Consider the following 25,500-nt stretch of genomic DNA (forward strand, 5'->3'; position numbering starts at 1 on the left):
GGCAGTACCCGGGAACTCGCCCCCACGCCCGACGTTCGCATCCCTTTCCGGCGGAAGTCTGGAAGCCGTACGCTCGTCATCGTCGGTCACGAGTCGGGGCTGGTGATTCCGGGGAACATGGGGGCGTGACACCACTGAGCCGCTCCCTCCTCACCGCCCTCGTTCTCCTCGCCCCGCTCACCGTCCGGCTGCCCGCGCACGCCACGGCCGGCTGCGTCTCCTCCGTGCCGTACGTGTCCGGGCGGGACGGCTACGGCACCTACCGCATCCCCGCCACCGTCAGAACCCGGCAGGGCACCGTCCTCGCCTTCGCCGAGGGCCGGCACGGCGGCGCGGGCGACAGCGGTGACATCGATGTCGTACTGCGCCGCTCCACGGACGGCGGCTGCACCTGGGGCCCGCTGCGCGTGGTGGCCGCCGGGCAGGGCGACACCCGGGGCAACCCGGCGCCGGTCGTCGACCCGCGCACCGGCGCCGTCGTCCTCGTGACCTGCGCCAACAGCGGAGACGTGACGGAGGCGCAGATCATGCGCGGCGAAGTCCCGTCCGAGCGGGGCCGCCGGGTGTTCGTGCAGCGCAGCTGGGACGACGGCCGCCACTTCACGCCCCCGCGGAACATCACGGGCGAGGCGAAGCGGCCGGACTGGCGCTGGTACGCGACCGGCCCCGGCCACGCCGTCGCCCTCACCCGGGGCCCGCACGCCGGCCGCCTGCTCGTCCCCGCCAACCACTCCGCCGCCCCGCCGGCTGCCTCCCGGGACACCGGCCGGGAACCCAAGTACTACGGCGGCCACGCCGTCTACAGCGACGACGGCGGCCGCACCTGGCACCTCGGCTTCGTGGACGCCGAGTACGACGGCGTGACCGACGCCAACGAGTCCAGTGCCGCCCAACTCCCCGACGGTCGTCTGTACTTCACCGCCCGCGACCAGAGCGGGCGGACTCCGGGGAACCGCCTCGACACCTACTCCAGCGACGGCGGCCACACCCTCGACCGCCCCTACACCGTCCAGCCCACCCTGAACGACGTCCCGGTGGTCCAAGCCGCCGTCCTCCAACTGCACGGCGCGAACCGGCCATTGCTCCTCTCCGCCCCGTCCGTGCCGACCGCCCGCCGCGCCCTGGCGATCTGGTCCAGCACGGACACCGGCCGCACCTTCACCAAGCTGCTCACCCTCTCGAACGAGCGAGCCGCCTACTCCGACCTCGTCCAGCTCGGCACCGACACGATCGGCATCCTCTACGAGACCGGTGCCTACGACACCCTGGAGTTCCGCAGACTGCGCCTGCCTCACAGCAGCCCGGCCGCCGCCAGGAGCTTGGCGACCTTCTCGACCTCCTCGCCGGACAGCGGGACCTGAGGCTCGGCTGTCACCGGACAGGCGATGACGCCGCGCAGATGCAGTGCCGCCTTGAACGCGCCCAGCGCCGACGAACTGCCGCCCATCCGGGCCGGGTCGCCGACGCCGGTGATGCCGAACAGCCCGCACAGCCGCTCCTGCTCGGCCCGGGCGCCCTCCCAGTCACCCGCTCGGCACTGGCGGTAGAGGCGGACATAACCGTGCGGGTCCACGTTGGCCAGGCCCGGCACGGCCCCGTCGGCGCCCAGCGCCAGGGCGGAGTCGGTGATCAGCTCGGAGCCGGTCAGGACACTGAAGCCGGGGTGTGCGCGGGCGCCCGTGACGACCTCCCGGAAGGCCGCCAGGTCACCGCTGGAGTCCTTGATCCCGGCCAGTACGCCGTCCCCGGCGAGCCCCAGCACCAGGTCGGCGGGGAGCTTGCTGTGCACGGCCACGGGAATGTCGTAGGCGATGACCGGGACCGGGCTGGCGGCCGCGGTCCGGCGGTAGTGGTGGACGATCTCCGCGCGATGGGTGCGGGCGTAGAAGGGGGCGGTGACGACGACGGCCTGCGCGCCGGCCGCGGTGACCGCCGAGACATGGTCGAGTACGCGCGGGGTGGTCATGTCGATGGCGCCGGCCAGGACGGGCAGTTGTCCCCCCAGGTGGACCGTGACGGCCTCCACGACCTGCCTGCGCTGCCGGTCGGTCAGGAAGGCCGCCTCCGAGGTCGAGCCGAGCAGGAACAGCCCGTGCACCCCGGCCTCCACCAGATGATCGACCAGCCGGAGCAGCGAGCGCACATCCACCTCGCGCTCCGGTGTCAGGGGCGTGCAGACGGGCGGGACGACACCGGTGAACTGCCGTGCCTCGTGCGCCTCCGGGGCGCTGCGAGCCTCCGGCTCACGGGATGCGGGGAAGGTCATTCAGGGCTCCTGGCGGGCTGGGTCGCGGGTCGGCTGGTCCTCCTCCACAGGATGGTGACAGCGGTAGCGGTGTCCGGACCGCGACGCGGCCGAGAAGTCCGGCATCACCTCGGCGCACACCCCGTCGGCCTTCCAGCACCGGGTGCGGAACGGGCAGCCGCTCGGCGGCCGGGTCGCCGAGGGCACCGGACCGGTCAGCGGGATCGGGGTGACGGGGTCCAGCAGGCCGGGCGTGGCCGAGAACAGGGCGCGGGTGTACGGGTGCCGGGCGCGGTTGGGGACCCGGTCCGCCGGGGTCTCCTCCACGATCCGGCCGAGGTACATGGTGACCACCCGGTCGCTCATCCGCCGGACCGTCTGGATGTCGTGCGAGACGAACACCAGGGCGAGGCCGAGGCGTTCCCTCAGGTCGAGGAGGAGGTTGAGGATCTGGGCGCGGACCGAGACGTCCAGGGCGCTGGTCGGCTCGTCGGCGACGACCAGGGCGGGGTCGAGGGCGAGCGCGCGGGCGATGGCGACGCGCTGCCGCTGCCCGCCCGACAGCTGTCCGGGGAGGGCGTCGGCGAGAGCGCGGGGCAGACCCACCAGGGCCATCAACTCCCGTACGCGATCCTCCCGTTCGGGTCGCGTGCCGCGCTGGTGGACGTCCAGCGGGTCGCGCAGGATGCGCCGTACCGGCAGTCGGCGGTTCAGGGCCGTCGACGGGTCCTGGAAGATCATCCCGACGCCCGCGCCGACCGTGGTCCGGCGCTCGGCGGGCGGCATCGCCCACAGGTCCCTGCCCTGGAACGACACCGTCCCGGCGGTCGGCCGCTGGACGCCGACCAGCACCTTCGCCAAGGTCGACTTGCCGCAGCCCGACTCGCCGACCACCCCGACCGTCTCACCGGGGGCGACGCGGAGAGCGGCGCCGGTGAGGGCGTACACCCGGTCGCGGGTGAACAGGCCGCCGCTGCGTGCCCGGTGGACGACGTGGGCGTCCCGTACCTCGACGACAGCGGTCACTGCAGGGCCTCCTCGCTCTCGGCCGACGTCAGCTCCACCGCCGGGTGATGACAGGCGGCCGTATGTGTGGGGGTGCCCGCGAGGACGGGGGCGTGCGCATGGCACACCTCGGTGGCCAGTGGGCAGCGGTCCGCGAAGCGGCAGCCCGCCGGGAAGCCGGCGGGGGACGGTACGACCCCCTTGATCTGTGTCATCCGCTCCTCGGCCGACTCCAGCGAGAGCACGCTGCCGAGCAGACCCCGCGTGTAGTGGTGGGCCGGCGCCGCCACCAGGGCGGCGGTCACCCCGGTCTCCACGATCTGCCCGCCGTACATCACCACCACCCGGTCGGTGACGTCGGCGACCAGCGCCAGATCGTGCGAGACCAGGATCAGCGCGAACCCCAGCTCCGCACGCAACCGGAGCAGCAGCTCCACGACCTGCGCCTGCACGGTGACGTCCAGGGCGGTCGTCGGCTCGTCGGCGACGATCAGCCTCGGGTCGCGGGAGAGAGCCATGGCGATGAGCACGCGCTGACGCTGACCGCCGGAGAGTTCGTGCGGATAGCTGCGCAGGGTGCGTTCGGGGTCGAGGCCGACCATCTCCAGCAGCTCCCGCGGGCTGCGCCGGCCGCCGCGCCGGACCAGCTGTCCCAGCTGGGCGCGGATGGTCATCGCCGGGTTCAGCGAGGACAGGGCGTCCTGGTAGACCATCGCCATCTCGCGGCCCAGCAGCCGGCGCCGTACCCGCATCGGCTCGGCGAGCAGGTCCCGCTGCCGGAAGCGCACCTGTCCGCGGATCCGGGCGTCCTTCGGCTGGAGCCCCATGACGGTCAGCGCGGTCAGTGACTTCCCGCAGCCCGACTCGCCCACCAGCCCCAGCACCTCACCGGGGTGCACCTCGAAGCTGACACCGTCGACGATGTCCACGCCCCGGTGCCGTTCCGGGAAGCCGATGGCGAGGTTCTCCACGGCGAGCACCGGCTGACCGCTCCGGTCGGGCAGCGGCCGGGCCCGGGAGCGCAGCCGCCGGGCGGCCTCGGCCAGGCCGGGGAGCGAAAGCACCTCACCGGTGCCGGGCTCCGGGGTCTCCAGGTGGTCGTCCGGCGCCTCGACGTCCCGCGGCGCCGGTGCCGCCCAGGCGTCGGACACACCCTCGGAGAGGATGTTCAGCGACAGCACGGTGAGCAGGATCAGCAGCCCGGGAAAGACGGTCGCCCACCAGCCGCCGGTCAGCACCATGTTCTTGCCGTCGGCGATGACACTGCCCCAGGACGGGTCCGGGGGCCGGACGCCCGCGCCGATGAAGGACAGCGACGCCTCGAACACGATGGCCTCGGCGACCTGCACCGTGCAGAACACCAGCACCGGAGCGGCACAGTTGACGGCCACGTGCCGCAGCACGATGTGCGGGGTACGGGCGCCGATGACCCGTTCCGCCGTGACGTAGTCCTCGCCGTACTGGTCGAGCACGTTGGCCCGCACCACCCGGGCCACCGGCGGGGTGAACAGGAAGGCGATCGCGCAGATCAGCACCCCGATCCCGCCGCCGAACACGGCGACCAGCACGGCCGCCAGCGCGATGCCGGGAAACGCCATCACCACGTCCAGGCAGCGCATCAGCGTCTCGTCCACGGCCTTGCGGGAGGTGGCGGCGAGGGCCCCGACGAGCGCCCCGACGACCAGGGCCAGCCCGGTCGCGCCCAGCCCGATCGCCAGCGACCAGCGGGCACCGTGCATCAGCCGGCTGAGGATGTCCCGGCCGAGACTGTCCTGCCCCATCCAGTGCCCGGCGGACGGGTGCCCGGTGCCGCCGACCGGGTCCTGCTGGTCGAGCGGGTCGTCCGGGGCGAGCAGCGGGGCGAGTACGGCGACCAGGACCACCAGGACCAGAAAACAGACGGCGGCCTTCGGCAGCGGCGGCAGCCGGCGCCACCCCCGCAGCCGGACGCCGGGCCGGGAGAGCCGCTCGGTGAGGCTCGCGCGCGTGACCATCAGGCCGCCCTCAGACGTGGATTGACGAGCAGATAGAGGATGTCGATGACGAGGTTGACGACGACGAACCCGGTGGCCGTGGTCAGGACGACCCCCTGCACCACCGCCGGGTCACCGTTCTGCACGGCGTCGATCATCAGCTTGCCCATGCCGGGCAGCGAGAAGATCGTCTCGATGACGACGGCACCGCCGAGGAGGTAGCCGACCCGCAGACCGAGCACGGTCAGGGGATTGACCAGGGCGTTCCTGAGGACGTTCCGGCCGACCACCACCCGGGGCGGCAGCCCGCTCCCGACCGCCGTACGGACGTAGTCCTTGTCCAGTTCCTCCACCACCGACGTCCGCACGATCCGGGTCAGCTGTGCGGCCACCGGCAGCGAGAGGGCGAAAGCGGGCAGGGCCATGGTCTTCAGCCAGCCGGTGACGGAGTCGGCCGGATTGATGTATCCGCCGGTCGGGAACCAGCCACGGTCCACCGCCAGGTACTGGATCATCAGCAGCGCCAGCCAGAACCCGGGCGCGGCGACCCCGACCAGCGAGACCACCCGGATGACCTGGTCCGGCAGCCGGTCCCGGTACACGGCCGCCGTAACCCCGCCGAGCAGCGCCAGCACCACCGCGATGCCGAGGCCCAGGAAGGTCAGCTGAAGGGTGAGCGGCAGCGCGGTGGTGACCTGGTCGACGACCGGGGCGCGGGTCAGGACGCTGGTGCCCAGGTCACCGTGGAGCAGGTCACCGACGAAGTGGGCGTACCGCACGGGCAGCGGATCCAGCAGTCCGTTGCGCTCCCGGAAGTCGTGCAGCTGCCGGGGCGTCGGATTGGCACCCTGGAAGAACGCGGACGCCGGGTCCACGTCCGAGAACCGCATCACCAGGAACACGAACAGCACGATCCCCAGCAGCAGCGGCACGAGCAGGGCGATACGGCGGAGCAGGATCCGTACGACGACGGTCATGCCGTCAGGCCCACTGCGCCTGGAGGAGGTTGACGCCCGGGTAGGGCTGCGCCCTTATGCCGGTGAGCCGACGCGGGTCCCAGGCGGTCATCAGCTCGTTGTGCACCACCGGATACAGCACGGCCTGCTCGGCGACGACGTCGATGTAGTCCTGCACCATCGCCTTCTTCTTCGCCGGATCCGGCTCCCGGGTCGCCCGGTCCATGTCCTTGAAGAGCCGCTCGGCGACCGGATGGCCCGCCCACCGGGTGTACCGCATCCACAGGTTCTGGGGCCCGTAGTTGTAGTGCATGATCAGATCGGCGTCCAGCCCGAACTGATTCGGGTTGGAGGCCGCCGCCACCACCTGGTAGTCCTGCTTCTGGTCCATTTTGGTGAACACGGCCGTGGTCTCCTGCGGCGCCAGGGTCGTCTCCACGCCGATCGCGTCCCAGGAGGACTTGATGGTCGGCAGGCAGTCCACGATCCAGCTGACGTTCACGGCGAGGATCTCGACCTTGAGGTCCCTGACCCCGGCGGCCCGCAGCAGCGCCTTCGCCTTGGCGGGGTCGTAGCCGTACACGGTCCTGGCCCGCCGGTGGCTGGGATTGCCCTCGTCGAGGAACGATGTCGCGGGCTTCCCGTGCCCCTTGAGCGCGACCCGCACCATTTTCCCGGTGTCGATGGCGTAGTGCAGGGCCTGGCGGACCCGCACGTCGTCGAAGGGCTTGTGCCGGGTGTTGAACATCAGGAAGAGGTTGTTCATCCCGGCGCCGCCCACGACCTTCAGACCGCCCTGTTCCAGACGGGGGATGTTGGCGTAGGGGATGTTGTCGGCGATCTGGGCGCCCGCGCCGGTCCCCGAGATCTTGGCGACGCGCGGAGCGGCGTCCACGATCGTCAGCCAGTTCATCCGCTTGAAGGCGGGCCTGCGCGGGCCGTTGTAGGCGGCGAAGGCCTCGAAGGTGGTGTTGGACTTCGGGTGGTGCGCGGTCTGCCGGTACGGCCCCGAGCCCACCGCCAGTCCCTTGATCGCGTCGTCCCAGGCGCCGGGCCGGGAGAACACGTGCTTCGGCATGATCTTGGCCAGGGTGAGCCGTGAAAGCCCGTCCGGGAACGGGAACCCGAGTACCAGCTCGACCGTGCGTGCGTCGACCTTCCTGACGCCCTCCAGCCAGCTCGCGAAGAAACCCTTGGCGAGGGTCTGGGTGTGCGGATCCAGTATCCGGTCGAAGACGAACACGACGTCGTCGGCGGTGACGGGCTCGCCGTCGTGGAAGGTCGCGCCCGAGCGCAGGGTGAACCGCCAGGTGGTGGCGTTCGGGTCCTTCGGCACCTGTGTGCCGAGCGCCGGGTACGGCACCCGGGAGATCGGATCGGTGTCCAGCAGCCCCTCGTAGACGTGGTTGTTGGCAGCCATCGCGAACGCCGACGCCGTCTGCGTCGGGTCCCAGCTGCCGTCGTTGCCGTACCCGATCACCGCGGTCAGCGTGCGGTCCTTGCCGCTGCCCCCGTGCCCGGTGTCGTTCGTGGACTCCGGCCCGGCGGAACAGCCGGCCAGCGCGGGCGGCAGGAGGGCGGCCGCGCCGAGTGCGCCGGTGTACTTGAGGAGCTGCCGGCGGCGCGGCGCCGGCAGGTCGGGGGTCACGTCGTCGCGCACGGGGTCCTCCTGGGGTGGGAGAAGGGAGGAGGGAGGGGGCGGGAGGAAGAAGGGGCGGAGGTACGACGTCCCACGTCCTACGTCTGATCGGTAGCGCGACCATAGGAGGGCCCCTGGGGACGGTCAAGAGAGCACACACGAATGGCGCAGCCTCAACCGGACGGTGAAGGCGACCAACGGGAATGCCTCGCTGAAGACCTCACCGCCGAGCCGAAAGGGCGAAAAGCGCAGTTGCCCGAGGCCTCCACCCGCTCCTTCGCCCGGTCGCGCACCCACCTTCAGGCATCGAGGGCAGGCCCGCAGACGGGCCTTTGTGCCGACTGCGGGGTGGAACGGAACTGCCGAACGTCATGCTCCTGGGCCGCCGGCCGCGAATCGCTGACCAAAGCCAATCCCGGTGGCCTGTTTGGTACTTGTAGGGCGCAGACTCCTGCCGAGTGTAGAGGTGGACCGTCACTCCGGGTGTGTGAAGCGTGAAACTCGAAAAGGAAGGGGAGCACGGTGAGGGCGCTACGGACCACACACTCGGCGTTGGGTGTCGAGGAGGCGGAGGAGACGTTGGAGGAATTGCGGCCGGCTCTCGAAAGGAGCGGAGTCATTCTGCCGTCACTCGTGGAATCGGGGCGATGTTCCGCGGCGGCCCCGGCGGGGGTGTCGCGATGAAGCCACCCATCGGCAGTCACGTCGTGGACACCCGTACGGGGCGGGTCGGGATCGTGATGGGGCACGAGGGCCCCTACGTCCAGCTGAGACCGTACGGCGGAGGCAGGGAGTGGGACGCCGAGCCCGGTGCCGTGCGCCAGGCGACCCCCGCCGAGCGGCTCAGCGCGGAGACGGCGCACGCCGACGCCCGCAGTCGCGGTGAGGTGCCTTGAGACTGACGCCTCCGCCGCTTCCGGCATGGGCGAGAATGGGGCCATGAGTCTGTTCCGCGACGACGGCATCGTGCTGCGCACCCAGAAGCTGGGTGAGGCGGACCGGATCATCACGTTGCTCACCCGCGGTCACGGGCGGGTGCGGGCCGTTGCCCGGGGCGTGCGGCGGACCAAGTCGAAGTTCGGGGCCCGGCTGGAGCCCTTCTCCCACGTGGACGTGCAGTTCTTCGCGCGGGGCAGCGAGCTGGTCGGGCGCGGGCTGCCGCTGTGCACGCAGAGCGAGACCATCGCCCCGTACGGCGGCGGGATCGTCACCGACTACGCCCGCTACACCGCCGGCACGGCCATGCTGGAGACCGCCGAGCGGTTCACCGATCATGAGGGCGAGCCCGCGGTGCAGCAGTACCTGCTGCTGGTGGGGGCGCTGCGGACGCTCGCCCGGGGTGAGCACGCGCCGCACCTCGTCCTCGACGCCTTCCTGCTGCGCTCCCTCGCCGTCAACGGCTACGCCCCCACCTTCACCGACTGCGCGAAGTGCGGCATGCCCGGCCCGAACCGCTTCTTCTCGGTCGCCTCGGGCGGCTCCGTCTGCGTCGACTGCCGGGTGCCCGGCAGTGTCGTACCGTCCCCGCAGACCCTGGTACTGCTCGGGGCGCTGCTTACGGGAGACTGGGAGACGGCGGACGCGTGCGAGCCGCGGTACGTCCGGGAGGGCAGCGGGCTGGTGTCCGCCTACCTGCACTGGCATCTGGAGCGCGGACTGCGCTCGCTCCGGTACGTCGAGAAGTCGTAGCGAAACCCGTAGATCGCAGAGGGAGACGAGAAGCACATGGTGGTACGCGGGATCCTCGGGCGCCAGCGGCGCGAGAACAAGGCGCCGGAGCCGCACCCGTCGGGTGCCCGTGCGCCGAAGCTCCCCGGCGAGCTGGTCCCGAACCACGTGGCGATCGTGATGGACGGCAACGGCCGCTGGGCCAAGGAGCGCGGGCTGCCCCGGACCGAGGGGCACAAGGTGGGTGCCGAGCGGGTGCTCGACGTCCTCCAGGGTTCCATCGAGATCGGCGTGCGCAACATCTCGCTGTACGCCTTCTCCACCGAGAACTGGAAGCGTTCGCCCGACGAGGTCCGCTTCCTGATGAACTTCAACCGCGACTTCATCCGCAAGACCCGCGACCAGCTCGACGAACTCGGCATCCGGGTGCGCTGGGTGGGCCGCATGCCCAAGCTGTGGAAGTCGGTCGCCAAGGAGCTGCAGATCGCCCAGGAGCAGACCAAGGGCAACGATCTGCTCACGCTCTACTTCTGCATGAACTACGGCGGCCGCGCCGAGATCGCCGACGCCGCCAAGGCCCTCGCCGAGGATGTGAAGGCGGGCCGTCTCGACCCGTCGAAGGTCAACGAGAAGACCCTCGCGAAGTACCTGTACTACCCGGACATGCCGGACGTCGACCTGTTCCTGCGCCCCAGTGGTGAGCAGCGCACCTCCAACTACCTGCTCTGGCAGAGCGCGTACGCCGAGATGGTCTTCCAGGACGTGCTGTGGCCCGACTTCGACCGGCGCGACCTGTGGCGGGCCTGCATCGAATTCGCCTCCCGCGACCGGCGGTTCGGCGGGGCGATCCCGAACGAGGAGCTGCTGGCCATGAGGGGCGAGTCGGACACCTGAGCCGATCGCCCGAGCCGGTCACCTGCCGGTCACCGGTGGTTCACGCGGGCCGCCGAGGATGCGGAACTCATGAGACGTCTCACCCCGGTCCTCGCCCTCGGCGCCCTGCTGCTCACCGCGCTGCCCGCCCACGCGGGCGACGGCTCCGCCCACCGCGAGAGCTACGGCACGAAGGCGCCGTACGCGCCCCGGCAGAACCCGCGCGAGTACCAGAAGGCCCCGGCCGGCTTCGTCCCCGTCTTCACGGAGAACGTCTCACGGCACGGCTCCCGCGCGGCCACCGACAGCGAGGACGGCGACCTGATCCTCGCGCTGTGGGACAAGGCCGAGGCCGATGATCAACTGACCGGCACGGGCGAGGAGTTCGGGCCGAAGGTCCGCGCCCTGCGGGCCGCCATGGCGAACGTCGGCTACGGCAGCCTCAGCGGGCGCGGCAAGCAGGAGCTGGCGGACACGGCCGTGCGCATGGAGCGGCGGCTGCCGTCGCTGTTCGCGGAGATCGCCGACCAGGGCGAGAAGATCGACGTGGTCAGCTCCGGGCAGGGGCGGGCCGTGGACAGCGGCAACGTGTTCGCGGGCGCCCTCGCCGACGCCGACCCGGCGCTCGAGCCGTCGATCGGGCCGGCCCGCACCGACAAGGACCTGCTGTACTTCCACAAGGCGGCGGGCGGCGCCGCCTACCGCGACTACATCGCGAACGACCAGCGCCTCAAGGACACCCTGAGCGGCATCACCGACCAGCCCAGGACGCGGCAGGCCGCTCGCGGTGTCCTGCGCGGGATCTTCAAGGACTCCTTCGTCGAGCAGATCCCCGACCAGGCCGGCGCCGCCCAGGCCGTCTACAACCTGTACGCCATCGCCCCCGCGATGCGCGAGGAGAGCCCGGGCGGTGCGGGCTGGGGCATGGAGCGCTACATCTTCCGTACGGACGCGGCCTGGTTCGGCTATCTCGGGGACGCCGAGGACTTCTACGAGAAGGGCCCCGGCTTCGCCGACAGCGACATCACCTACAAGATGGCGGGCGTTCTTCTCGACGAGCTCTTCAAGCAGGTGGAGGCCAAGCGTGCCGGCACCAGCGACCTCGGTGCCGAGCTGCGCTTCACCCACGCCGAAGAGATCATCCCGCTGGCCGCGCTGATGGGCCTGCCCGGCAGCACCGAGCCGGCCGACCCGGACGAGCCGTACACGTACACGGACAACCCGTGGCGCGGCGCCGCCGTCTCCCCGCTGGGCGCGAACATCCAGTGGGACGTCTTCAAGAACGGCAACCGCTACCTGGTCCGCATGCTCCACGACGAGCGGGAGACCCCGTTCAAGGCGGGCTGCCGACCGATCGCCAAGGGCAGCGCCTTCTACGACCTGGACGAGCTGGAGCGCTGCTTCGGGCGAAGCTGAGGCTGGGGCGCGGGGAGCTGCGCGAGCGGCCACGACGGGCCCGCAGACGGTGACTGGCCGTGCCCCGATGGCGGGCAACGGCTCAACCCGCGGCGCACTCCGCGCAGGTGCCGAAGATCTCCACCGTGTGAGCCACGTTCACATAGCCGTGTTCGGAGGCGATCGCCTCCGCCCACTTCTCCACCGCCGGGCCCTCCACCTCCACCGCCTTGCCGCAGGCGCGGCAGACCAGGTGGTGGTGGTGTTCGCCGGACGAGCAGCGGCGGTAGACCGACTCGCCGTCGGACGTGCGCAGGACGTCGACCTCGCCGGCCTCGGCGAGGGACTGGAGGGTGCGGTAGACGGTGGTGAGCCCGACCGAGTCGCCCTTGTGCTTGAGCATGTCGTGCAGTTCCTGCGCGCTGCGGAACTCGTCGACCTCGTCCAGGGCCGCCGCCACGGCTGCACGCTGCCGCGTCGCGCGGCCCTTCACGGGCGGTCCAGCGGTCGTCACCGGTTGCCTCCTTCGGTGGCTCGTTCGCCCTGCGGAGCGCTTCTCGGGGCTCACGTCTGGGGTCTGCCCGGGCCATTGTGCCAGTCCGGGCTGTGCGCGGTCAGACGCCGGCCTCGTCCCCGGCTCCCCGCGTGGCCGGAATAGAGCACTCCGCAGGGTCCCCGGCGGGCTGTGCGGCGGCTGCCGCGCGGGCGCGTCGGCGGGCCAGCGGGGTGGCCAGGGCCGTCAGCGCGACGAACGCGGCGATGGTCAGCAGGACGATCGTCGCACCGGGCGGAACGTCCTGGTAGTACGACGTGATCGTACCGCTGACGGTCACGGCCACGCCGATCGCGACGGCGATCACGAACGTCGCCGTGAAACTCCGGCTGAGCTGCTGGGCCGCCGCCACCGGCACGACCATCAGCGCGGACACCAGCAGCAGGCCGACCACCCGCATCGCGACGGTCACCGTCACCGCGGCGGTCACCGCCGTGAGCAGGTTCAGCGCGCGCACCGGCAGGCCCGTGACCCGCGCGAACTCCTCGTCCTGGCTGACCGCGAACAACTGGCGGCGCAGGCCCAGCGTGACCAGCAGCACGAACGCGGCGAGCACGCAGATCGCGGTCACATCAGACTGCGCCACCGTCGACAGGGAGCCGAACAGGTACGACGTCAGGTTGGCGTTGGAGCCGCCCGGCGCCAGGTTGATCAGCATCACACCGCCGGCCATGCCGCCGTAGAAGAGCATGGCGAGGGCGATGTCGCCGCGCGTCCTGCCGTACCAGCGGATCAGTTCCATCAGGACCGCGCCGAGCACCGAGACGGCCGTCGCCATCCACACGGGGGACGTGGACAGCAGGAAGCCGAGGCCGACGCCCGTCATGGCCACGTGCCCGATGCCGTCGCCCATCAGGGCCTGGCGGCGCTGGACCAGGTAGATGCCGACCGCGGGCGCGGTGATGCCGACCAGCACGGCCGCGAGCAGCGCCCGCTGCATGAAGGCGTAGTTCAGGAAGTCCATCAGCTCAGCAGTCCCGTGCGGATCGGTTCGGTGCCCGCCGGTGCGTGCGGGTGTACGTGGTCGTGGCCGGGCAGGGCGTGCTGGCCGACCGCCCGCGGGGGCGGGCCGTCGTGCAGGACGCAGCCGTCGCGCAGGACGACCGCCCGGTCGATCAGGGGCTCCAGCGGGCCCAGCTCGTGCAGCACGAGAAGGACGGTCGCGCCGGTTTCCACCTGCTGCTTCAGGGTCCGCGCGAGCACCTCCTGGCTGGCCAGGTCGACGCCCGCCATCGGCTCGTCCATGATCAGCAGTTCGGGCTCGGCGACCAGCGCGCGGGCGATCAGCACCCGTTGGTGCTGGCCGCCGGAGAGGGCGCTCGCCGAGTCCTTGGCGCGGTCCGCCATGCCGACCAGCTCCAGGGCCCGGTGCACGGCCTCCCGGTCGCTCTTGCGGAACACGCCGAAGCGGGTGCGGGAGAGCCGGCCGGAGGAGACGATCTCGGTCACCGTCGACGGGACCCCGCCCGCGGCGGTGGTGCGCTGCGGTACGTAGCCCACCCGCGCCCAGTCGCGGAAGGACCGGCGCGGGGTGCCGAACAGTTCGACGGTGCCGGAACTGACGGGCACCTGGCCGATGACGCTCCGTACGGCCGTCGACTTGCCGGAGCCGTTGGCGCCGAGCAGCGCGACGACCTCGCCGCGGCCGACGGTGAGATCGATGCCGCGGAGCACGGGACGCGCGCCGAGTTCGGCGCTCACTCCGCGCAAGGCTATGACGGGTTCGCCCATGGTCCTGCCCTCCCTGCCGGTCATTTGGCACCCAGCGCCTGCTGGAGCGCCTTGAGGTTGGCTTCCTGGACCGAGAAGTAGTCCTTGCCGCGGGACTTGCCGGTGATGCCCTCGATCGGGTCGAGGACGTCCGTCCTGAGGCCCGCGTCGCCCGCGATGGTCCTCGCGGTCTTGTCGCTGACGAGCGTCTCGTAGAAGACGGTGGTCACACCGTCGGCCCCGGCCGTCTTCTCCAGGTCCTTCACGCGCGCGGCGCTGGGTTCCGACTCGGGGTCGAGGCCGCTGATGGCCTCCTCGGTGAGGCCGTAGCGCTCGGCGAGGTAGCCGAAGGCGGCGTGCGTGGTGATGAAGACCTTGTTCCTGCTGCCGGCGAGGCCGGCCCTGAACCGCTTGTCCAGGTCGTTCAGCTTGCTGACCAGGTCCGCGGTGTTCTTCCGGTAGTCGGCCGCGTGCTCCGGGTCCGCCTTCTCGAAGGCCTTGCCGACGCCCTCGGCGACCTGGGCGTAGCGCACCGGGTCGAGCCAGATGTGCGGGTCCTTGCCCGTGGAGCCCTCGTTGTCGTGGGCGTCGTGCGCGGCCGCGTGCCCACCGACCTCGTTGCCGTGGTTCTCCAGCGTGGTGAGGGAGGCGGCGTCGATCTTCGTCCTGAGCGGGGACTGGGCCACCGCCTTGTCGACGGAGGGCTGGAGGTTCTTCAGGTACAGGACCGCGTCGGAGTCCTCGAGCGCGGCGATCTGCCTGGGGCTGAGCTCCAGGTCGTGCGGTTCCTGGCCGGGGGAGGTGAGAGTGGTGACGTGGACGTGGCCGCCGCCGATCCGCTCGGCGAGGAAGGCCATCGGGTAGAAGGACGCGACGACGTCGAACCGGCCGGTGTTTCCGGCTGCCGCGCCGGCACCGGAGCAGGCGGAGAGGGTGCCGATCCCGAGAGCGGTGACCGCGGTGACCGCGGCGGCGGGTATGAGACGTCGTCGTTCGTTCATGACAGTCATTTTCAACAAATATGGAAACCGTTGTCAACAACCGCCGGTGAGGGCCGTAGGCAGGGGCCGATTTGGCCGTCGGGGAGCCTGCGCCGGTAACCTGAATCATTCGCTGGAAGCATCTCGCTTCAACGCCCGTCGTCGTAATGAAGAGAGCACCGTGGCCGCCGACAAGATCGACACCATCGTCAGCCTGAGCAAGCGCCGTGGCTTCGTTTTCCCGTGCAGTGAGATCTACGGCGGTCAGCGTGCCGCCTGGGACTACGGACCGCTGGGTGTCGAGCTCAAGGAGAACATCAAGCGTCAGTGGTGGCGCTACATGGTGACGTCGCGCGAGGACGTGGTCGGTATCGACTCGTCCGTCATCCTGGCCTCCGAGGTCTGGGTCGCCTCCGGCCACGTCGCCACGTTCACGGACCCGCTGACCGAGTGCACCTCGTGTCACAAGCGGTTCCGCGCCGACCACCTCGAGGAGGCGTACGAGGACAAGAAGGGCCACGCCCCGGCGAACGGCCTGGCCGACATCAACTGCCCGAACTGCGGCAACAAGGGCCAGTTCACCGAGCCCAAGCAGTTCTCCGGTCTGCTGTCGACGCACCTCGGCCCGACCCAGGACTCCGGCTCCGTCGCCTACCTGCGCCCGGAGACCGCCCAGGGCATCTTCACCAACTTCGCCCAGGTGCAGACCACCTCGCGCCGCAAGCCGCCGTTCGGCATCGCGCAGATGGGCAAGTCCTTCCGCAACGAGATCACGCCCGGCAACTTCATCTTCCGCACCCGCGAGTTCGAGCAGATGGAGATGGAGTTCTTCGTCAAGCCGGGCGAGGACGAGAAGTGGCAGGAGTACTGGATGGAGCAGCGCTGGAACTGGTACACCGGCCTGGGTCTCCGTGAGGAGAACATGCGCTGGTTCGAGCACCCGAAGGAGAAGCTCTCCCACTACTCCAAGCGCACCGCCGACATCGAGTACCGCTTCCAGTTCGGCGGCAGCGAGTGGGGCGAGCTGGAGGGTGTCGCCAACCGCACCGACTACGACCTCGGCGCCCACTCCAAGGCCTCCGGCCAGGACCTCTCCTACTTCGACCAGGAGGCCGGCGAGCGCTGGACGCCGTACGTCATCGAGCCGGCGGCGGGTGTCGGCCGCACCATGCTGGCCTTCCTCCTCGACGCCTACGTCGAGGACGAGGCGCCGAACGCCAAGGGCAAGATGGAGAAGCGCACGGTGCTGCGCCTCGACCACCGCCTCGCCCCGGTGAAGGTCGCGGTGCTCCCGTTGTCCCGCAACCCCGAGCTGTCGCCCAAGGCCAAGGGTCTCGCCCAGGCGCTGCGGCAGAACTGGAACATCGACTTCGACGACGCCGGCGCCATCGGCCGCCGTTACCGTCGTCAGGACGAGATCGGTACGCCGTACTGCGTGACCGTCGACTTCGACACGCTCGAGGACAACGCCGTCACCGTGCGCGAGCGGGACTCCATGAAGCAGGAGCGCGTGTCCCTGGACCAGATCGAGGGTTACCTGGCCAGCCGCCTGCTGGGCTGCTGACGCCGGTCAGCTCTTTTCCGCCCACCCACCGGACCGAAGCTCGGGCCGGTGGGTGGGCCTTTTGGTGTTCATGCCCTCGCCGCGGCGACGCCCGAGCCGTCCATGTAGTCGCGGACCCGGGTGAGCAGCCCACCCCGGACGTGGAGGATCAGGAGGCCGGGGACGGTGAAGGTGGTCTGCCCGCCGGGCATCGTCCCCACCACGACATGTTCCGCGACGAGCACGCCCGGATCCTCGGTCCCGTAGGCCGCGATCCGCTTGATCTCCCGCACCTCGGCGGGGCTCGCGTCCCAGGCCGCCCGGTATCCCGCCCGCACCGCCTCGCGCCCCTCGAAGCGTGGGGGAAAGCCGGGAGAGATGAACGGGAACTCGTGCACCGCGTCCACCGCATACAGGTCGGCGAGATCGTCCGCGGACTTGTCGAGCATGGCTCGGTAATAGCGGGCCAGCACCTCGCGAGGGGTGCGGACGGCAGGTGTGTCCAGGTCCGGCACGACGGATCACTCCATTCACTCAACAGATGTTGACCCAGTCACCGTAGGGGCCGTCCGGAGCGTCGGTCAACGGCTGTAGAGTGAATTCGTGTCCACCCCTCACCAGTCCCGCGCCGACCGCCGCCGAGCCACCGAGGCGCGCATCCTGGAGCGCGCCCGGGAGCTGTTCGCCGAGAAGGGCTTCGATCGCACCACCATCCGGGCCGTGGCGACGGCGGCGAGCGTCGACCCCGCACTGGTCATGCAGTACTTCGGCTCCAAGCGCGAGCTGTTCACCCGGGCCGTGCAGACGTTCCCCGCGCTGCCGACGGCCACCGACACGGACGCGCTCGTCGAGCAACTGCTGGGCACGCTCGGCCTCAAGCTGGGCGGCCTTCCCGAGGGCGCGCTGGCGATGATGCGCTCCATGCTCACCGATCCGGCGGCGGCCGATCAGGTCCGGGACACCCTGGGCCGGCAGATCGCCGGCATCGGCGGCGCGCTGCCCGTGCCCGAGGACCCCGAGCTGCGCGCCGCGCTGGTCGTCACCGCCTTGCTGGGCGTCACCATCGGCCACCAGCTCCTCGGCCTGACCCCGCTTCGTGACGCCCCGGTCGACCGCATCGCCGCCCTGCTCCGGCCGGCCATCAGGGCCCTGGTCGAACCGCCGGCCTGAGACGGCCGCCGGTGCCCACCGCGCCGACCCGGTCGCGGCCCGGGGCCGGCTCAACGGCCCTGCAGTGCCTTGACGTTGTCGCCGAAGGTCCAGTTCTTCGAGCCGTCCCAGTTGAGCGACCAGGTCATCAGGCCCTTGAGCGAGGTGCCGTAGTGCCTCCAGGCCTGGGAGACCAGCGAGGGTGACAGGTAGCCGCCGCCCGCGCCCGGCTGGGCGGGCAGGCCCGGAACCTGCTTGTCATAGGGCACCCTGATCGTCGTGCCCTGCACCACCAGGCCCTTGTCCAGGCAGTCGGTCTGGGCGGTGAAGCCCTGCACCGTGCCCGCCGCGTAGGAGTCGCCGGAGCAGCCGTACATGCTGCCGTTGTAGTACTGCATGTTCAGCCACCACAGCCGGCCGTTGTCCGCGTACTTCTTGACGACCGGCAGGTACGCGCCCCAGATCGAGCCGTAGGTGATGCTGCCGCCGGTGACGTACGCGGTCTCCGGGGCCATCGTCAGGCCGAAGTTCGACGGCATCCGGGCGAGGATCCCGTCGATGATCCGGATCAGGTTGGCCTGGGAGGTGGAGAGTTGGCCGATGTTCCCGCTGCCCACCAGGCCCGTCTCGATGTCTATGTCGATGCCGTCGAAGTTGTACTTCTTCAGGATCGGCACGATGGTCGCCACGAAGCGGTCGGCGACGGCCGAGGACGACAGGTCGATGCCGGCCGCCGCGCCGCCGATGGAGAGAAGGATCGTCTGTCCGGATGCCTTGGCCTGGCACATCTCGGCGGGCGTGGCCACCTTGACGCCGGAATCCATGCCGTCCTCCCACAGGGCCGTGCCGTCCGAACGGATCACCGGGAAGGCGGCGTCGACCACGTTGTAGCCGTGGGCGGAGATGTGGGAGTCGGTGATCGGGGTCCAGCCGAAGGGTGGGTGGACCCCGTTGGCGGAGCCGTCCCAGTTCTCCCAGTAGCCCTGGAGCACCTTGCCGGCCGGCCGTGACTTCACCGCGCAGGTGTCGGCGGCGGAGGCGGTGGGCGCGGTGGCGATCGCGAGCGGGGCGAGGACGGCCGTGGTGACGGCGGCGGTGAGCAGTCGCAGGGTGCGGCGGAGCACGCGGGCCTCCCGGTGGGGGTGCGGTGAGGTGTCGTAGGCATGACAGTTCGCACCCACGACAGTGCGCGTGGTCCAGACCTTTAGTCAATAGGTCTGGACCAGATCCGCTTCGGGTGCGGGTTACAGAGATGGAATGACAGATATTGAAATCTGTCAGCTGTCATGGCAGGGTGGAGGCATGACGATGCGAACCCGAACCCTCGGAACCACCGGCCCCCAGGTCTCCGCCCTCGGCCTCGGCTGCATGGGCATGTCCGCCCTCTACGGCGACGTCGACCGCGCCGAGTCCATCGCGACCGTCCACGCCGCCCTGGAGGCGGGGGTGACCCTGCTGGACACGGGTGACTTCTACGCCATGGGTCACAACGAGATGCTCATCGGCGAGGCCCTGCGCGGTGCCCCGGCCGCCCGGCGCGAGCAGGCGCTGGTCAGCGTGAAGTTCGGCGCCCTGCGCGACCCCGACGGCAACTGGAGCGGGTACGACGGCCGCCCCGCCGCCGTGAAGAACTTCGCCGCCTACTCCCTGCAGCGCCTCGGCGTCGACCACATCGACGTCTACCGGATCGCCCGCCTCGACCCGGACGTGCCGATCGAGGAGACCGTCGGCGCGATCACCGAACTCATCGAGAAGGGGTACGTGCGCCACGTCGGCCTCAGCGAGGTCGGCGCCGAGACCATCCGCCGGGCCGCCGCCACCGCCCCGATCGCCGACCTGCAGATCGAGTACTCGCTCATCTCGCGCGGCATCGAGCAGGAGATCCTGCCCACCACCCGCGAGCTGGGCATCGGCGTCACCGCCTACGGCGTGCTCTCCCGGGGCTTGATCTCCGGCCACTTCTCCCGCGACCGGCAGCTGGCCGCGAGCGACTTCCGCGCCCACTCGCCCCGCTTCCAGGGCGACAACCTCCAGCACAACCTGAACCTCGTCGACGCCCTGCGCAAGATCGCCGAGCAGAAGGGCGTGACGGTGGCGCAGACCGCCATCGCCTGGGTGCTCTCCCGTGGCGAGGACATCGTGCCGCTGGTCGGCGCCCGCACCCGCGAGCGGCTGGCCGAGTCGCTGGGCGCGCTGGACGTGACCCTGGACGCGGCCGACCTGGCGGCGATCGAGGAGGCCGTCCCGGCGGACGCGGCGGCCGGCGACCGCTACCCGAGCGCGCAGATGGCACACCTCGACAGCGAGCACTGACGCCACCGCCCGGTACGGTCTAGAACATGGCACCGACCAGCGAGATCCTGACCGCCGAGCGCATCCTCGAAGCGACCGAGGAAGTGCTGCGCCGCCATGGCCCGGCCAAGGCAACGGTGGTCGACGTGGCCCGTGCGCTCGGCGTCAGCCACGGCAGTGTCTACCGGCACTTCCGGACCAAGGCGGCGCTGCGGGAGGCCGTCACCAAGCGCTGGCTGGACCGCACGTCGCAGAAGCTCGCCGGGATCGCCGCCGCCGACGGCAGCCCCGAGGAGCGGCTGCGGGCGTGGCTGGCCGCCCTGTTCGAGGCCAAGCGGCACAAGGCCGGCGACGACCCCGAACTGTTCGCCACCTATACGGTGCTGACCGACGAGAACGGCACGGTCGTCGGCGAGCACATCACCGACCTGACCGCACAGCTCACCCGGATCATCGCCGCCGGGACCGAGTCGGGTGCCTTCCGCGTACCCGACCCGGCCCCGGCCGCCCGGGCCGTCTTCCAGGCCACCGGCCGCTTCCACGACCCGTGCTACGCCCGGGAGTGGACCGCCCCCGGCATCGACGAGGAGTTCCGGGTCGTGGTGGAGCTGCTGATACGCGGGCTCGGCTCACCTGCACGGTGACGGCGGCGGGGGAGACCCCGTAGGGGCGGGGCCTCCCGGCTCCGGGCCCTCACGCCGTGACCCGCCAGAAGTCCCGCATCAGCGGGGTCGGGGTGGGATCGGCCATCGCGACCTGGGTGAGCAGGACCGCGACCGCCCCGGTGGCCGGGACGAGGTGGGCGGTGGTGCCGGTACCGCCGACCCAGCCGTAACGGCCGGGCACGTTCCAGGGCTCGTCCGGGGTGACGTCGACCTGGCCGCCGTAGCCCCAGCCCTGCCCCTCCAGGAAGAGCCGGCCGATCTCCCGCTGGCGGGCGCTGAGGTGATTGCTCGTCATCCGGCCCACCGACGCCGGGGAGAGCAACCGGCGGCCGTGCGCCTGGCCGCCGGCCAGCAGCATGCGGGCGAAGCGCAGCCAGTCGCCGGCCGTCGAGGCGAGCCCGCCCCCGCCGGAGGGAAACGCGGGGACCCGGCTCCAGTCGCCGTCCGGGGCGTCCGCGAGCTCCAGCGTGCGGTCGGCACCCCGGCGGTAGTACGAGGTGAACCGGTCCCGCTTCGCCGCCGGCACCTCGAACGCCGTGTCCCGCATCCCCAGCGGCTCGAAGACCCGCTCGGCCAGGAACTCCGGCAACGTACGGCCCGACACGCGCGCGATCAGCACGCCCTGGAGGTCGGACGAGGTGCCGTAGAGCCAGGCCTCGCCCGGCTGGTACAGCAGCGGCACGCGGGCCAGGTCGGCCAGCCAGACGTCCGGGGCGGGGTAGGCCCGCGGGGCGCGGCCGTCCTTCTGCACCTCGAACAGCGCCTCGACCGCCGGCAGCGAGAAGTCCGACGGGAAGCCCCAGCCGGTGCGTGAACCGAGCAGGTCCTCCACCGTGATCGGCCGGTCCGCGGGGACCACGTCGGCCACGGGAGCGGACGGGGTCCGCACGACCACCGGCTTCGCCAGCTCCGGCAGCCACCGCTCCACCGGATCGTCCAGGGCGACCCGGCCGTCGTCCACGAGCATCAGCAGCCCTGCCGCCGTCACCGGCTTGGTGAGCGAGGCGATCCGAAAGAGCGAGTCCCGGCTCATCGGCGCCGAACCGGCCGCGTCCCGGTGACCGACGGCCACCGTCGCCACCTCGTCCCCGCGGGCCACCAGGGCCACCGCCCCGGGCACGGCCCCGTCCTCGACGTACCGGCGCAGGGTCTCGTGCAGTGCCGTCGTGGTCATCGTCCTCGGCCTTCCGGTCGGCGGTCGCGGTCGTGCCGCCCTGCTGCTTACGACTCCTGCCGCCACCGGAAGTCATCGGCCGGCCCGCCCCTCAGCGGGACGGCCGCCGGGCCGCTCTCGGATCGACCGTGGCCTGGTGGGCCTCGGCCAGATGCTCCTCGGCCTTGAGCCACGGCAGGAACGGAGCCCCCCGCCGCCGGCCGCAGGTGTCACAGCTGATCGTGCGCCGCACACCCGTGCGCTGCACCCGGACTACGTGCTCCCGGCCGTGCTGGTCCCAGCGGCTGACCTTGCTCGTGCTGCTGCCTCGCGGCATGACGCCTCCGGTTCCCCCCGCCCTGCGACCCGATGGCAAGGAGTGTCCAGCAGGACCGACCTCGACGGGGGCGGATTCACCGTGCGTCGACCGAGCCCTGCCCGCGGCTCAGCCGACCTCGCGGGGCAGGCGCAGGCTGAGCAGGCCGGTCACCACGATCCCGGCCAGCTGCACCAGCAGCGTGGTGACCAGCGCGTCCCGCATGCCCAGACGCGGCACGAGGGTGAGGAAGAGCGTGCCGAGCGTGGCCACGCCCAGGGCGAGCGCGGACTGCTGGGTGGTGACCATCACACCGCTGCCGACACCGGCCCGTGCGGTAGGCACCTCGGACATCACGATCCTCAGCACGTTGGGCAGTTGCAGCGCCTGTCCCGCACCGGCCACGGCCGCACCCGGCAGCAGCGCCCCGAAGCCCAGCTGCGGCCAGTCCCGCCAGACGGCCAGCATGAGCAGCAGCACGCCCACGCCCTGCACGACGGCCCCGGCGGCGACCACCCGGGTGCCGTACCGTGCGATCAGCCATGGTCCGGCGAGGGAGACGAACAGGAACACCACGGCCATCGGCGCGAGCGCGAGCCCGGCCGACACCGGACCCAGCCCGGCACCCTGCTGCAGGGCCAGCGCGATCACGAACATGAACCCGCTGAAACCGATGGCGAACGGCACCATCAGTACCAGCCCGCGCCGCAGCGAGGCCAGCGCCAGCAGGCTCGGTGGCACCAGCGGTGTCCGTCCCGTCCGGTCCGCCCGCCGCTCCACGGCCCAGAACGCGCCCGCGACGAACGGGAACGCCGCCAGCGACAGCCACGTCCACAGCGGCCAGCCCGCCGCCCGGCCCTCGGTGAGCGGGGCGAGCAGCGTCAGCAGGGACAGGGCGAGCAGGACCGTGCCGGGCCCGTCGATGGGTTCCGGATGCCGCGACCGGGTCTCGGGCACGAGCCGTACGGCGAGCACCAGCCCGACGACGACCACGGGCACGTTGACGAGAAAGACCGCCCGCCACCCGGTCCCGGCGACATCGGCGGCCACGAGCACTCCGCCGAGGATCTGCCCGGCCACCATGGCCAGCCCGGCCGTGGCGCCGTACAGGCTCATGGCCTTCGCCCGGCGCGGCCCGCTGGTGGCCGCCTGGATGGTGGCGAGCACCTGCGGCAGCATCGCGGCGGCCGAGGCGCCCTGGGCGACCCTGGCCGCCACGAGGCTCCAGGCGCCGGGCGCGAGCCCGCAGGCCAGCGAGGTGAGCCCGAAGGCCGCCATCCCGCCGAGGAACAGCCGCCGCCGCCCGAACAGGTCCCCGAGCCGCCCACCGAGCACGAGCAGCACGGCGTAGGCGACCCCGTACCCGGCGACGACCAGCTCCAGCACGGCCTCACCGGCGGCGAGTTCGGCGCCGATGGTCGGCAGGGCGACGTTGACGATGAAGAAGTCGACCAACGGCAGCGCCGCGGCCAGCAGAACGGTGAACAGTCCGAGCCCGCCGAGCGCGGGCGGCGCGGCAGCCGGGCGGACGGCCGTGGTCGTGAGGGTTTCACTCATGCCCCCGAGCCTGCGCCCCCGCCCAGACCGGTACCAGAGTCTTCTGCTCCTGGTAGAAGAACTACCCGGTAACAGGGTCGGACACCTGGGTGGTGGCCGGCGCGCCACCCCCCCGCGTCGACCCGGTCGGAGGCCAGCAGCCAGTTCCCGTCGGCCTGTTGGGTGAACGCCATGGTGTGGGGCACGGACAGCTCCTCGTATGGCGGGGCGCCCCCGCCGCCGGACGCGGGGTACAGCCGCGTGTCCTCGACGATCCGGAGGGTGGCCGTGTGCCCGTCGACGACGGCACGGGCGACCCGTACCCGGACCCGCGCCGTCGCGTAGCCGCAGTCGGCCTCCGCGTACCGCTCGCCCTTCGCCCCGAGGGCGGCGAGGTCGCCCCGCGCACGGTCCGCGAGCGCGGGAGTGACCCGCAGGCGTCCCATCGCCTCCTGGAGGGTGGGCGGGGAGGTGGTCAGCATGGCGGCGCGCTGCCGGAGGTAGACCTCGGAGATCCGGGCCGGAGACGGCGGGACGGCCTGCGGCGGCGGCGTCGTCGCGGGGGCGTCGGCGACCGCCAGGGTGGCCGCCGTGCCGAACGCGGCGAGGGCGAATACGGCGCGGACGGTGTGCATGGAACCCCTTGGTCCTGGTCGGGCCGGCGGCTGGTCGGGCCCTCGGTGTACAGCGGGAGAGCGGCGGGCCCCCGCAGGGAGTTCCCGGGTGGCGCCTTCCGGCCCCGGTATGTCCGATTCCCCCCGCACGGCGGCCGTTTTCCGCCCCCGCCGGGCCGCCCACATCCCGCCCACGGCCGTCTCCCCGCGGGCCGACCGGCATCACGCCCCGCGGGACCGCACTCCCACCGCGGTCGTCCCGCGCTGCGGCCGTCGCTCAGTCGGGTGGTGCGGCGCCCTCATCCTGGTACAAGGAGCACCTGGAAACAGGGTCACGAGCGCGGCACCCTGGACGCATGACGACCATGGCCCAGGAGACCGCCCCGCAGCCGGCCACCCGGGGTTCCGAGATCCGCCGGCACGAGCTGGCCGCGTTCCTGCGCAGTCGCCGGGAGCGCATCGCACCGGAGCAGGTGGGTCTGCCGCGTGGTGCCCGGCGCCGTACCCCCGGGCTGCGCCGGGAGGAGGTCGCCCAGCTCTCCGCGGTCGGTGTCACCTGGTACACCTGGCTCGAACAGGCCCGCGACATCCAGGTCTCGGTGCAGGTCCTGGACGCCCTCGCGCGCACCCTGCGGCTGGACGCCAGCGAGCGCGCCCATCTCTTCCAGCTGGCCGGCGCCACGGATCCGACCCCGGCCGCGCACTGCCTGAGCGTGACCCCGGCCCTGCGCGAGATGCTGCGCCGGCTGGAGCCGATCCCGGCCTGCATCCAGAACAGCCGGTACGACGTCCTCGCCTACAACCGCACCTACGGCCGCCTCTTGAGCGACCTGGACGCCATCCCGCCCGAGGACCGCAACTGCATGCTCCTGGTGTACACCGACAAGAAGTGGCAGGCGGCGGTCGTACACCTGGAGGAGACCCAGCGCCTGATGGCCGCCCGGCTGCGGGCCTCCCTGGCCGGTCATCTCGGCGAACCCGCCTGGAAGATGCTCCTCAAGCGGCTGGAGGAGTCCCCGGTGTTCCGCGCGAACTGGCAGCGCTACGAGGTGGTCGGCACCCGCACCAGGAACAAGGAGTTCCTCAACCCCTACGTCGGCCACCTCACCCTGGAACACACCGACCTGTGGCTGGGCCCGGAACAGGGCGCCCGCATGGTGACGTACACCCCGAGGAACGAGGAGACCCGGGAACGGCTGGAGAAGCTGTACGAGATGGCATGCGGACGGTGACCG

General features: G+C 71.5%; 25 protein-coding genes. 10 read left to right on the top strand and 15 right to left on the bottom strand.

Annotated elements, in window-relative coordinates:
• Nucleotides 1–125: 125 nt before the first annotated feature.
• The gene (locus AC07C1_RS06560) at nt 126–1,361 is read left to right on the top strand and encodes a sialidase family protein (protein WP_478937332.1); all 1,236 of its coding nucleotides are present in this window, start codon (nt 126–128) and stop codon (nt 1,359–1,361) included.
• On the opposite strand, the gene AC07C1_RS06565 is transcribed toward AC07C1_RS06560, so the two are convergent.
• Genes AC07C1_RS06565 through AC07C1_RS06585 form a run of 5 tightly spaced genes read right to left on the bottom strand, consistent with a single transcriptional unit; the run spans nt 1,292 to nt 7,839 of the window.
• Complete coding sequence (locus AC07C1_RS06565) at nt 1,292–2,266, bottom strand: dihydrodipicolinate synthase family protein (RefSeq protein WP_478937334.1); 975 nt, start codon at nt 2,264–2,266, stop codon at nt 1,292–1,294. The two genes, AC07C1_RS06560 and AC07C1_RS06565, sit on opposite strands and share 70 nt — an antisense overlap.
• Nucleotides 2,267–3,271, bottom strand: a complete 1,005-nt coding sequence (locus tag AC07C1_RS06570) for an oligopeptide/dipeptide ABC transporter ATP-binding protein (protein ID WP_478937335.1) — start codon at nt 3,269–3,271, stop codon at nt 2,267–2,269.
• Nucleotides 3,268–5,244: a dipeptide/oligopeptide/nickel ABC transporter permease/ATP-binding protein gene (locus AC07C1_RS06575; protein ID WP_478937337.1), complete on the bottom strand. Its 1,977-nt coding sequence runs from the start codon at nt 5,242–5,244 to the stop codon at nt 3,268–3,270. The genes AC07C1_RS06570 and AC07C1_RS06575 overlap by 4 nt, the downstream gene beginning before the upstream one ends.
• On the bottom strand, nt 5,244–6,200 hold the full coding sequence (locus AC07C1_RS06580) for an ABC transporter permease (protein ID WP_478937338.1): 957 nt from the start codon (nt 6,198–6,200) through the stop codon (nt 5,244–5,246). Before AC07C1_RS06580 ends, AC07C1_RS06575 begins: the two co-directional genes overlap by 1 nt.
• Nucleotides 6,201–6,204: 4 nt before the next feature.
• The gene (locus tag AC07C1_RS06585; protein ID WP_478937340.1) at nt 6,205–7,839 is read right to left on the bottom strand and encodes an ABC transporter substrate-binding protein; all 1,635 of its coding nucleotides are present in this window, start codon (nt 7,837–7,839) and stop codon (nt 6,205–6,207) included.
• 659 nt (nt 7,840–8,498) lie between these two features.
• Between AC07C1_RS06585 and AC07C1_RS06590 the strand changes: the two genes are divergently transcribed.
• The 4 genes from AC07C1_RS06590 (at nt 8,499) to AC07C1_RS06605 (ending at nt 11,775) form a co-directional block, all read left to right on the top strand.
• Nucleotides 8,499–8,714, top strand: a complete 216-nt coding sequence (locus AC07C1_RS06590) for a hypothetical protein (protein WP_478937341.1) — start codon at nt 8,499–8,501, stop codon at nt 8,712–8,714.
• 43 nt (nt 8,715–8,757) lie between these two features.
• Nucleotides 8,758–9,507 carry a DNA repair protein RecO gene (gene recO / locus AC07C1_RS06595; RefSeq protein ID WP_478937342.1) on the top strand — a complete coding sequence of 250 codons (750 nt, stop codon included), beginning with the start codon at nt 8,758–8,760 and terminating at the stop codon, nt 9,505–9,507.
• A 36-nt stretch (nt 9,508–9,543) separates the two neighbouring features.
• Nucleotides 9,544–10,380, top strand: a complete 837-nt coding sequence (locus AC07C1_RS06600; protein ID WP_478937343.1) for an isoprenyl transferase — start codon at nt 9,544–9,546, stop codon at nt 10,378–10,380.
• A 69-nt stretch (nt 10,381–10,449) separates the two neighbouring features.
• Nucleotides 10,450–11,775, top strand: a complete 1,326-nt coding sequence (locus tag AC07C1_RS06605) for a histidine-type phosphatase (protein ID WP_478937344.1) — start codon at nt 10,450–10,452, stop codon at nt 11,773–11,775.
• 82 nt (nt 11,776–11,857) lie between these two features.
• Here AC07C1_RS06605 and AC07C1_RS06610 read toward each other — a convergent pair whose 3' ends face one another.
• The 4 genes from AC07C1_RS06610 to AC07C1_RS06625 all read right to left on the bottom strand — a co-directional run bounded on the left by AC07C1_RS06610 (nt 11,858) and on the right by AC07C1_RS06625 (nt 15,018).
• On the bottom strand, nt 11,858–12,268 hold the full coding sequence (locus tag AC07C1_RS06610) for a Fur family transcriptional regulator (RefSeq protein ID WP_478937345.1): 411 nt from the start codon (nt 12,266–12,268) through the stop codon (nt 11,858–11,860).
• A gap of 100 nt (nt 12,269–12,368) precedes the next feature.
• A complete protein-coding gene (locus tag AC07C1_RS06615; RefSeq protein WP_478937346.1) occupies nt 12,369–13,271 on the bottom strand; it encodes a metal ABC transporter permease in 903 nt (300 codons plus the stop codon).
• On the bottom strand, nt 13,271–14,038 hold the full coding sequence (locus AC07C1_RS06620; RefSeq protein ID WP_478937347.1) for a metal ABC transporter ATP-binding protein: 768 nt from the start codon (nt 14,036–14,038) through the stop codon (nt 13,271–13,273). The genes AC07C1_RS06615 and AC07C1_RS06620 overlap by 1 nt, the downstream gene beginning before the upstream one ends.
• Nucleotides 14,039–14,058: 20 nt before the next feature.
• The gene (locus tag AC07C1_RS06625) at nt 14,059–15,018 is read right to left on the bottom strand and encodes a metal ABC transporter substrate-binding protein (RefSeq protein WP_478937348.1); all 960 of its coding nucleotides are present in this window, start codon (nt 15,016–15,018) and stop codon (nt 14,059–14,061) included.
• 160 nt (nt 15,019–15,178) lie between these two features.
• Between AC07C1_RS06625 and AC07C1_RS06630 the strand changes: the two genes are divergently transcribed.
• Nucleotides 15,179–16,561 carry a glycine--tRNA ligase gene (locus tag AC07C1_RS06630; protein WP_478937349.1) on the top strand — a complete coding sequence of 461 codons (1,383 nt, stop codon included), beginning with the start codon at nt 15,179–15,181 and terminating at the stop codon, nt 16,559–16,561.
• Nucleotides 16,562–16,629: 68 nt separating this feature from the next.
• Here AC07C1_RS06630 and AC07C1_RS06635 read toward each other — a convergent pair whose 3' ends face one another.
• The gene (locus tag AC07C1_RS06635) at nt 16,630–17,055 is read right to left on the bottom strand and encodes a nuclear transport factor 2 family protein (protein WP_478937351.1); all 426 of its coding nucleotides are present in this window, start codon (nt 17,053–17,055) and stop codon (nt 16,630–16,632) included.
• 88 nt (nt 17,056–17,143) lie between these two features.
• On the opposite strand from AC07C1_RS06635, the gene AC07C1_RS06640 reads away from it, so the two are divergent.
• Nucleotides 17,144–17,710 carry a TetR/AcrR family transcriptional regulator gene (locus AC07C1_RS06640; protein WP_478937352.1) on the top strand — a complete coding sequence of 189 codons (567 nt, stop codon included), beginning with the start codon at nt 17,144–17,146 and terminating at the stop codon, nt 17,708–17,710.
• A 50-nt stretch (nt 17,711–17,760) separates the two neighbouring features.
• Here the strand turns inward: AC07C1_RS06640 and AC07C1_RS06645 are convergent, their stop codons facing one another.
• On the bottom strand, nt 17,761–18,813 hold the full coding sequence (locus AC07C1_RS06645) for a chitinase (RefSeq protein ID WP_478937353.1): 1,053 nt from the start codon (nt 18,811–18,813) through the stop codon (nt 17,761–17,763).
• Between the two features lie 178 nt (nt 18,814–18,991).
• Here AC07C1_RS06645 and AC07C1_RS06650 point away from each other — a divergent pair, with 178 nt between their 5' ends.
• A complete protein-coding gene (locus AC07C1_RS06650; protein WP_478937355.1) occupies nt 18,992–20,002 on the top strand; it encodes an aldo/keto reductase in 1,011 nt (336 codons plus the stop codon).
• Nucleotides 20,003–20,028: 26 nt separating this feature from the next.
• Nucleotides 20,029–20,625, top strand: coding sequence for a TetR family transcriptional regulator (locus AC07C1_RS06655; protein WP_478937357.1), 597 nt, complete (start codon nt 20,029–20,031; stop codon nt 20,623–20,625).
• Nucleotides 20,626–20,674: 49 nt separating this feature from the next.
• Here AC07C1_RS06655 and AC07C1_RS06660 read toward each other — a convergent pair whose 3' ends face one another.
• From AC07C1_RS06660 to AC07C1_RS06675, 4 genes are all read right to left on the bottom strand, one after another.
• A complete protein-coding gene (locus AC07C1_RS06660) occupies nt 20,675–21,820 on the bottom strand; it encodes a serine hydrolase domain-containing protein (RefSeq protein WP_478937358.1) in 1,146 nt (381 codons plus the stop codon).
• A gap of 91 nt (nt 21,821–21,911) precedes the next feature.
• Nucleotides 21,912–22,136, bottom strand: a complete 225-nt coding sequence (locus AC07C1_RS06665; RefSeq protein WP_478937359.1) for a hypothetical protein — start codon at nt 22,134–22,136, stop codon at nt 21,912–21,914.
• 108 nt (nt 22,137–22,244) lie between these two features.
• Nucleotides 22,245–23,672 carry an MFS transporter gene (locus tag AC07C1_RS06670; RefSeq protein WP_478937360.1) on the bottom strand — a complete coding sequence of 476 codons (1,428 nt, stop codon included), beginning with the start codon at nt 23,670–23,672 and terminating at the stop codon, nt 22,245–22,247.
• The gene (locus AC07C1_RS06675) at nt 23,669–24,286 is read right to left on the bottom strand and encodes a hypothetical protein (protein WP_478937362.1); all 618 of its coding nucleotides are present in this window, start codon (nt 24,284–24,286) and stop codon (nt 23,669–23,671) included. Before AC07C1_RS06675 ends, AC07C1_RS06670 begins: the two co-directional genes overlap by 4 nt.
• A 335-nt stretch (nt 24,287–24,621) precedes the next feature.
• Between AC07C1_RS06675 and AC07C1_RS06680 the strand changes: the two genes are divergently transcribed.
• Complete coding sequence (locus AC07C1_RS06680; protein ID WP_478937363.1) at nt 24,622–25,497, top strand: helix-turn-helix transcriptional regulator; 876 nt, start codon at nt 24,622–24,624, stop codon at nt 25,495–25,497.
• Nucleotides 25,498–25,500: the final 3 nt, after the last annotated feature.

It is taken from the genome of Streptomyces sp. NPDC045022, assembly GCF_056432605.1.

What these genes read in the sequence shown, in the direction of transcription:
- AC07C1_RS06565 (WP_478937334.1), bottom strand. Translation starts at nt 2,266, where the DNA reads ATGACCTTCCCCGCATCCCGTGAGCCGGAGGCTCGCAGCGCCCCGGAG.
- AC07C1_RS06575 (WP_478937337.1), bottom strand. Translation starts at nt 5,244, where the DNA reads ATGGTCACGCGCGCGAGCCTCACCGAGCGGCTCTCCCGGCCCGGCGTC.
- AC07C1_RS06580 (WP_478937338.1), bottom strand. Translation starts at nt 6,200, where the DNA reads ATGACCGTCGTCGTACGGATCCTGCTCCGCCGTATCGCCCTGCTCGTG.
- AC07C1_RS06590 (WP_478937341.1), top strand. Translation starts at nt 8,499, where the DNA reads ATGAAGCCACCCATCGGCAGTCACGTCGTGGACACCCGTACGGGGCGG.
- recO (WP_478937342.1), top strand. Translation starts at nt 8,758, where the DNA reads ATGAGTCTGTTCCGCGACGACGGCATCGTGCTGCGCACCCAGAAGCTG.
- AC07C1_RS06600 (WP_478937343.1), top strand. Translation starts at nt 9,544, where the DNA reads ATGGTGGTACGCGGGATCCTCGGGCGCCAGCGGCGCGAGAACAAGGCG.
- AC07C1_RS06605 (WP_478937344.1), top strand. Translation starts at nt 10,450, where the DNA reads ATGAGACGTCTCACCCCGGTCCTCGCCCTCGGCGCCCTGCTGCTCACC.
- AC07C1_RS06615 (WP_478937346.1), bottom strand. Translation starts at nt 13,271, where the DNA reads ATGGACTTCCTGAACTACGCCTTCATGCAGCGGGCGCTGCTCGCGGCC.
- AC07C1_RS06620 (WP_478937347.1), bottom strand. Translation starts at nt 14,038, where the DNA reads ATGGGCGAACCCGTCATAGCCTTGCGCGGAGTGAGCGCCGAACTCGGC.
- AC07C1_RS06625 (WP_478937348.1), bottom strand. Translation starts at nt 15,018, where the DNA reads ATGAACGAACGACGACGTCTCATACCCGCCGCCGCGGTCACCGCGGTC.
- AC07C1_RS06650 (WP_478937355.1), top strand. Translation starts at nt 18,992, where the DNA reads ATGACGATGCGAACCCGAACCCTCGGAACCACCGGCCCCCAGGTCTCC.
- AC07C1_RS06655 (WP_478937357.1), top strand. Translation starts at nt 20,029, where the DNA reads ATGGCACCGACCAGCGAGATCCTGACCGCCGAGCGCATCCTCGAAGCG.
- AC07C1_RS06660 (WP_478937358.1), bottom strand. Translation starts at nt 21,820, where the DNA reads ATGACCACGACGGCACTGCACGAGACCCTGCGCCGGTACGTCGAGGAC.
- AC07C1_RS06665 (WP_478937359.1), bottom strand. Translation starts at nt 22,136, where the DNA reads ATGCCGCGAGGCAGCAGCACGAGCAAGGTCAGCCGCTGGGACCAGCAC.
- AC07C1_RS06670 (WP_478937360.1), bottom strand. Translation starts at nt 23,672, where the DNA reads ATGAGTGAAACCCTCACGACCACGGCCGTCCGCCCGGCTGCCGCGCCG.
- AC07C1_RS06675 (WP_478937362.1), bottom strand. Translation starts at nt 24,286, where the DNA reads ATGCACACCGTCCGCGCCGTATTCGCCCTCGCCGCGTTCGGCACGGCG.
- AC07C1_RS06680 (WP_478937363.1), top strand. Translation starts at nt 24,622, where the DNA reads ATGACGACCATGGCCCAGGAGACCGCCCCGCAGCCGGCCACCCGGGGT.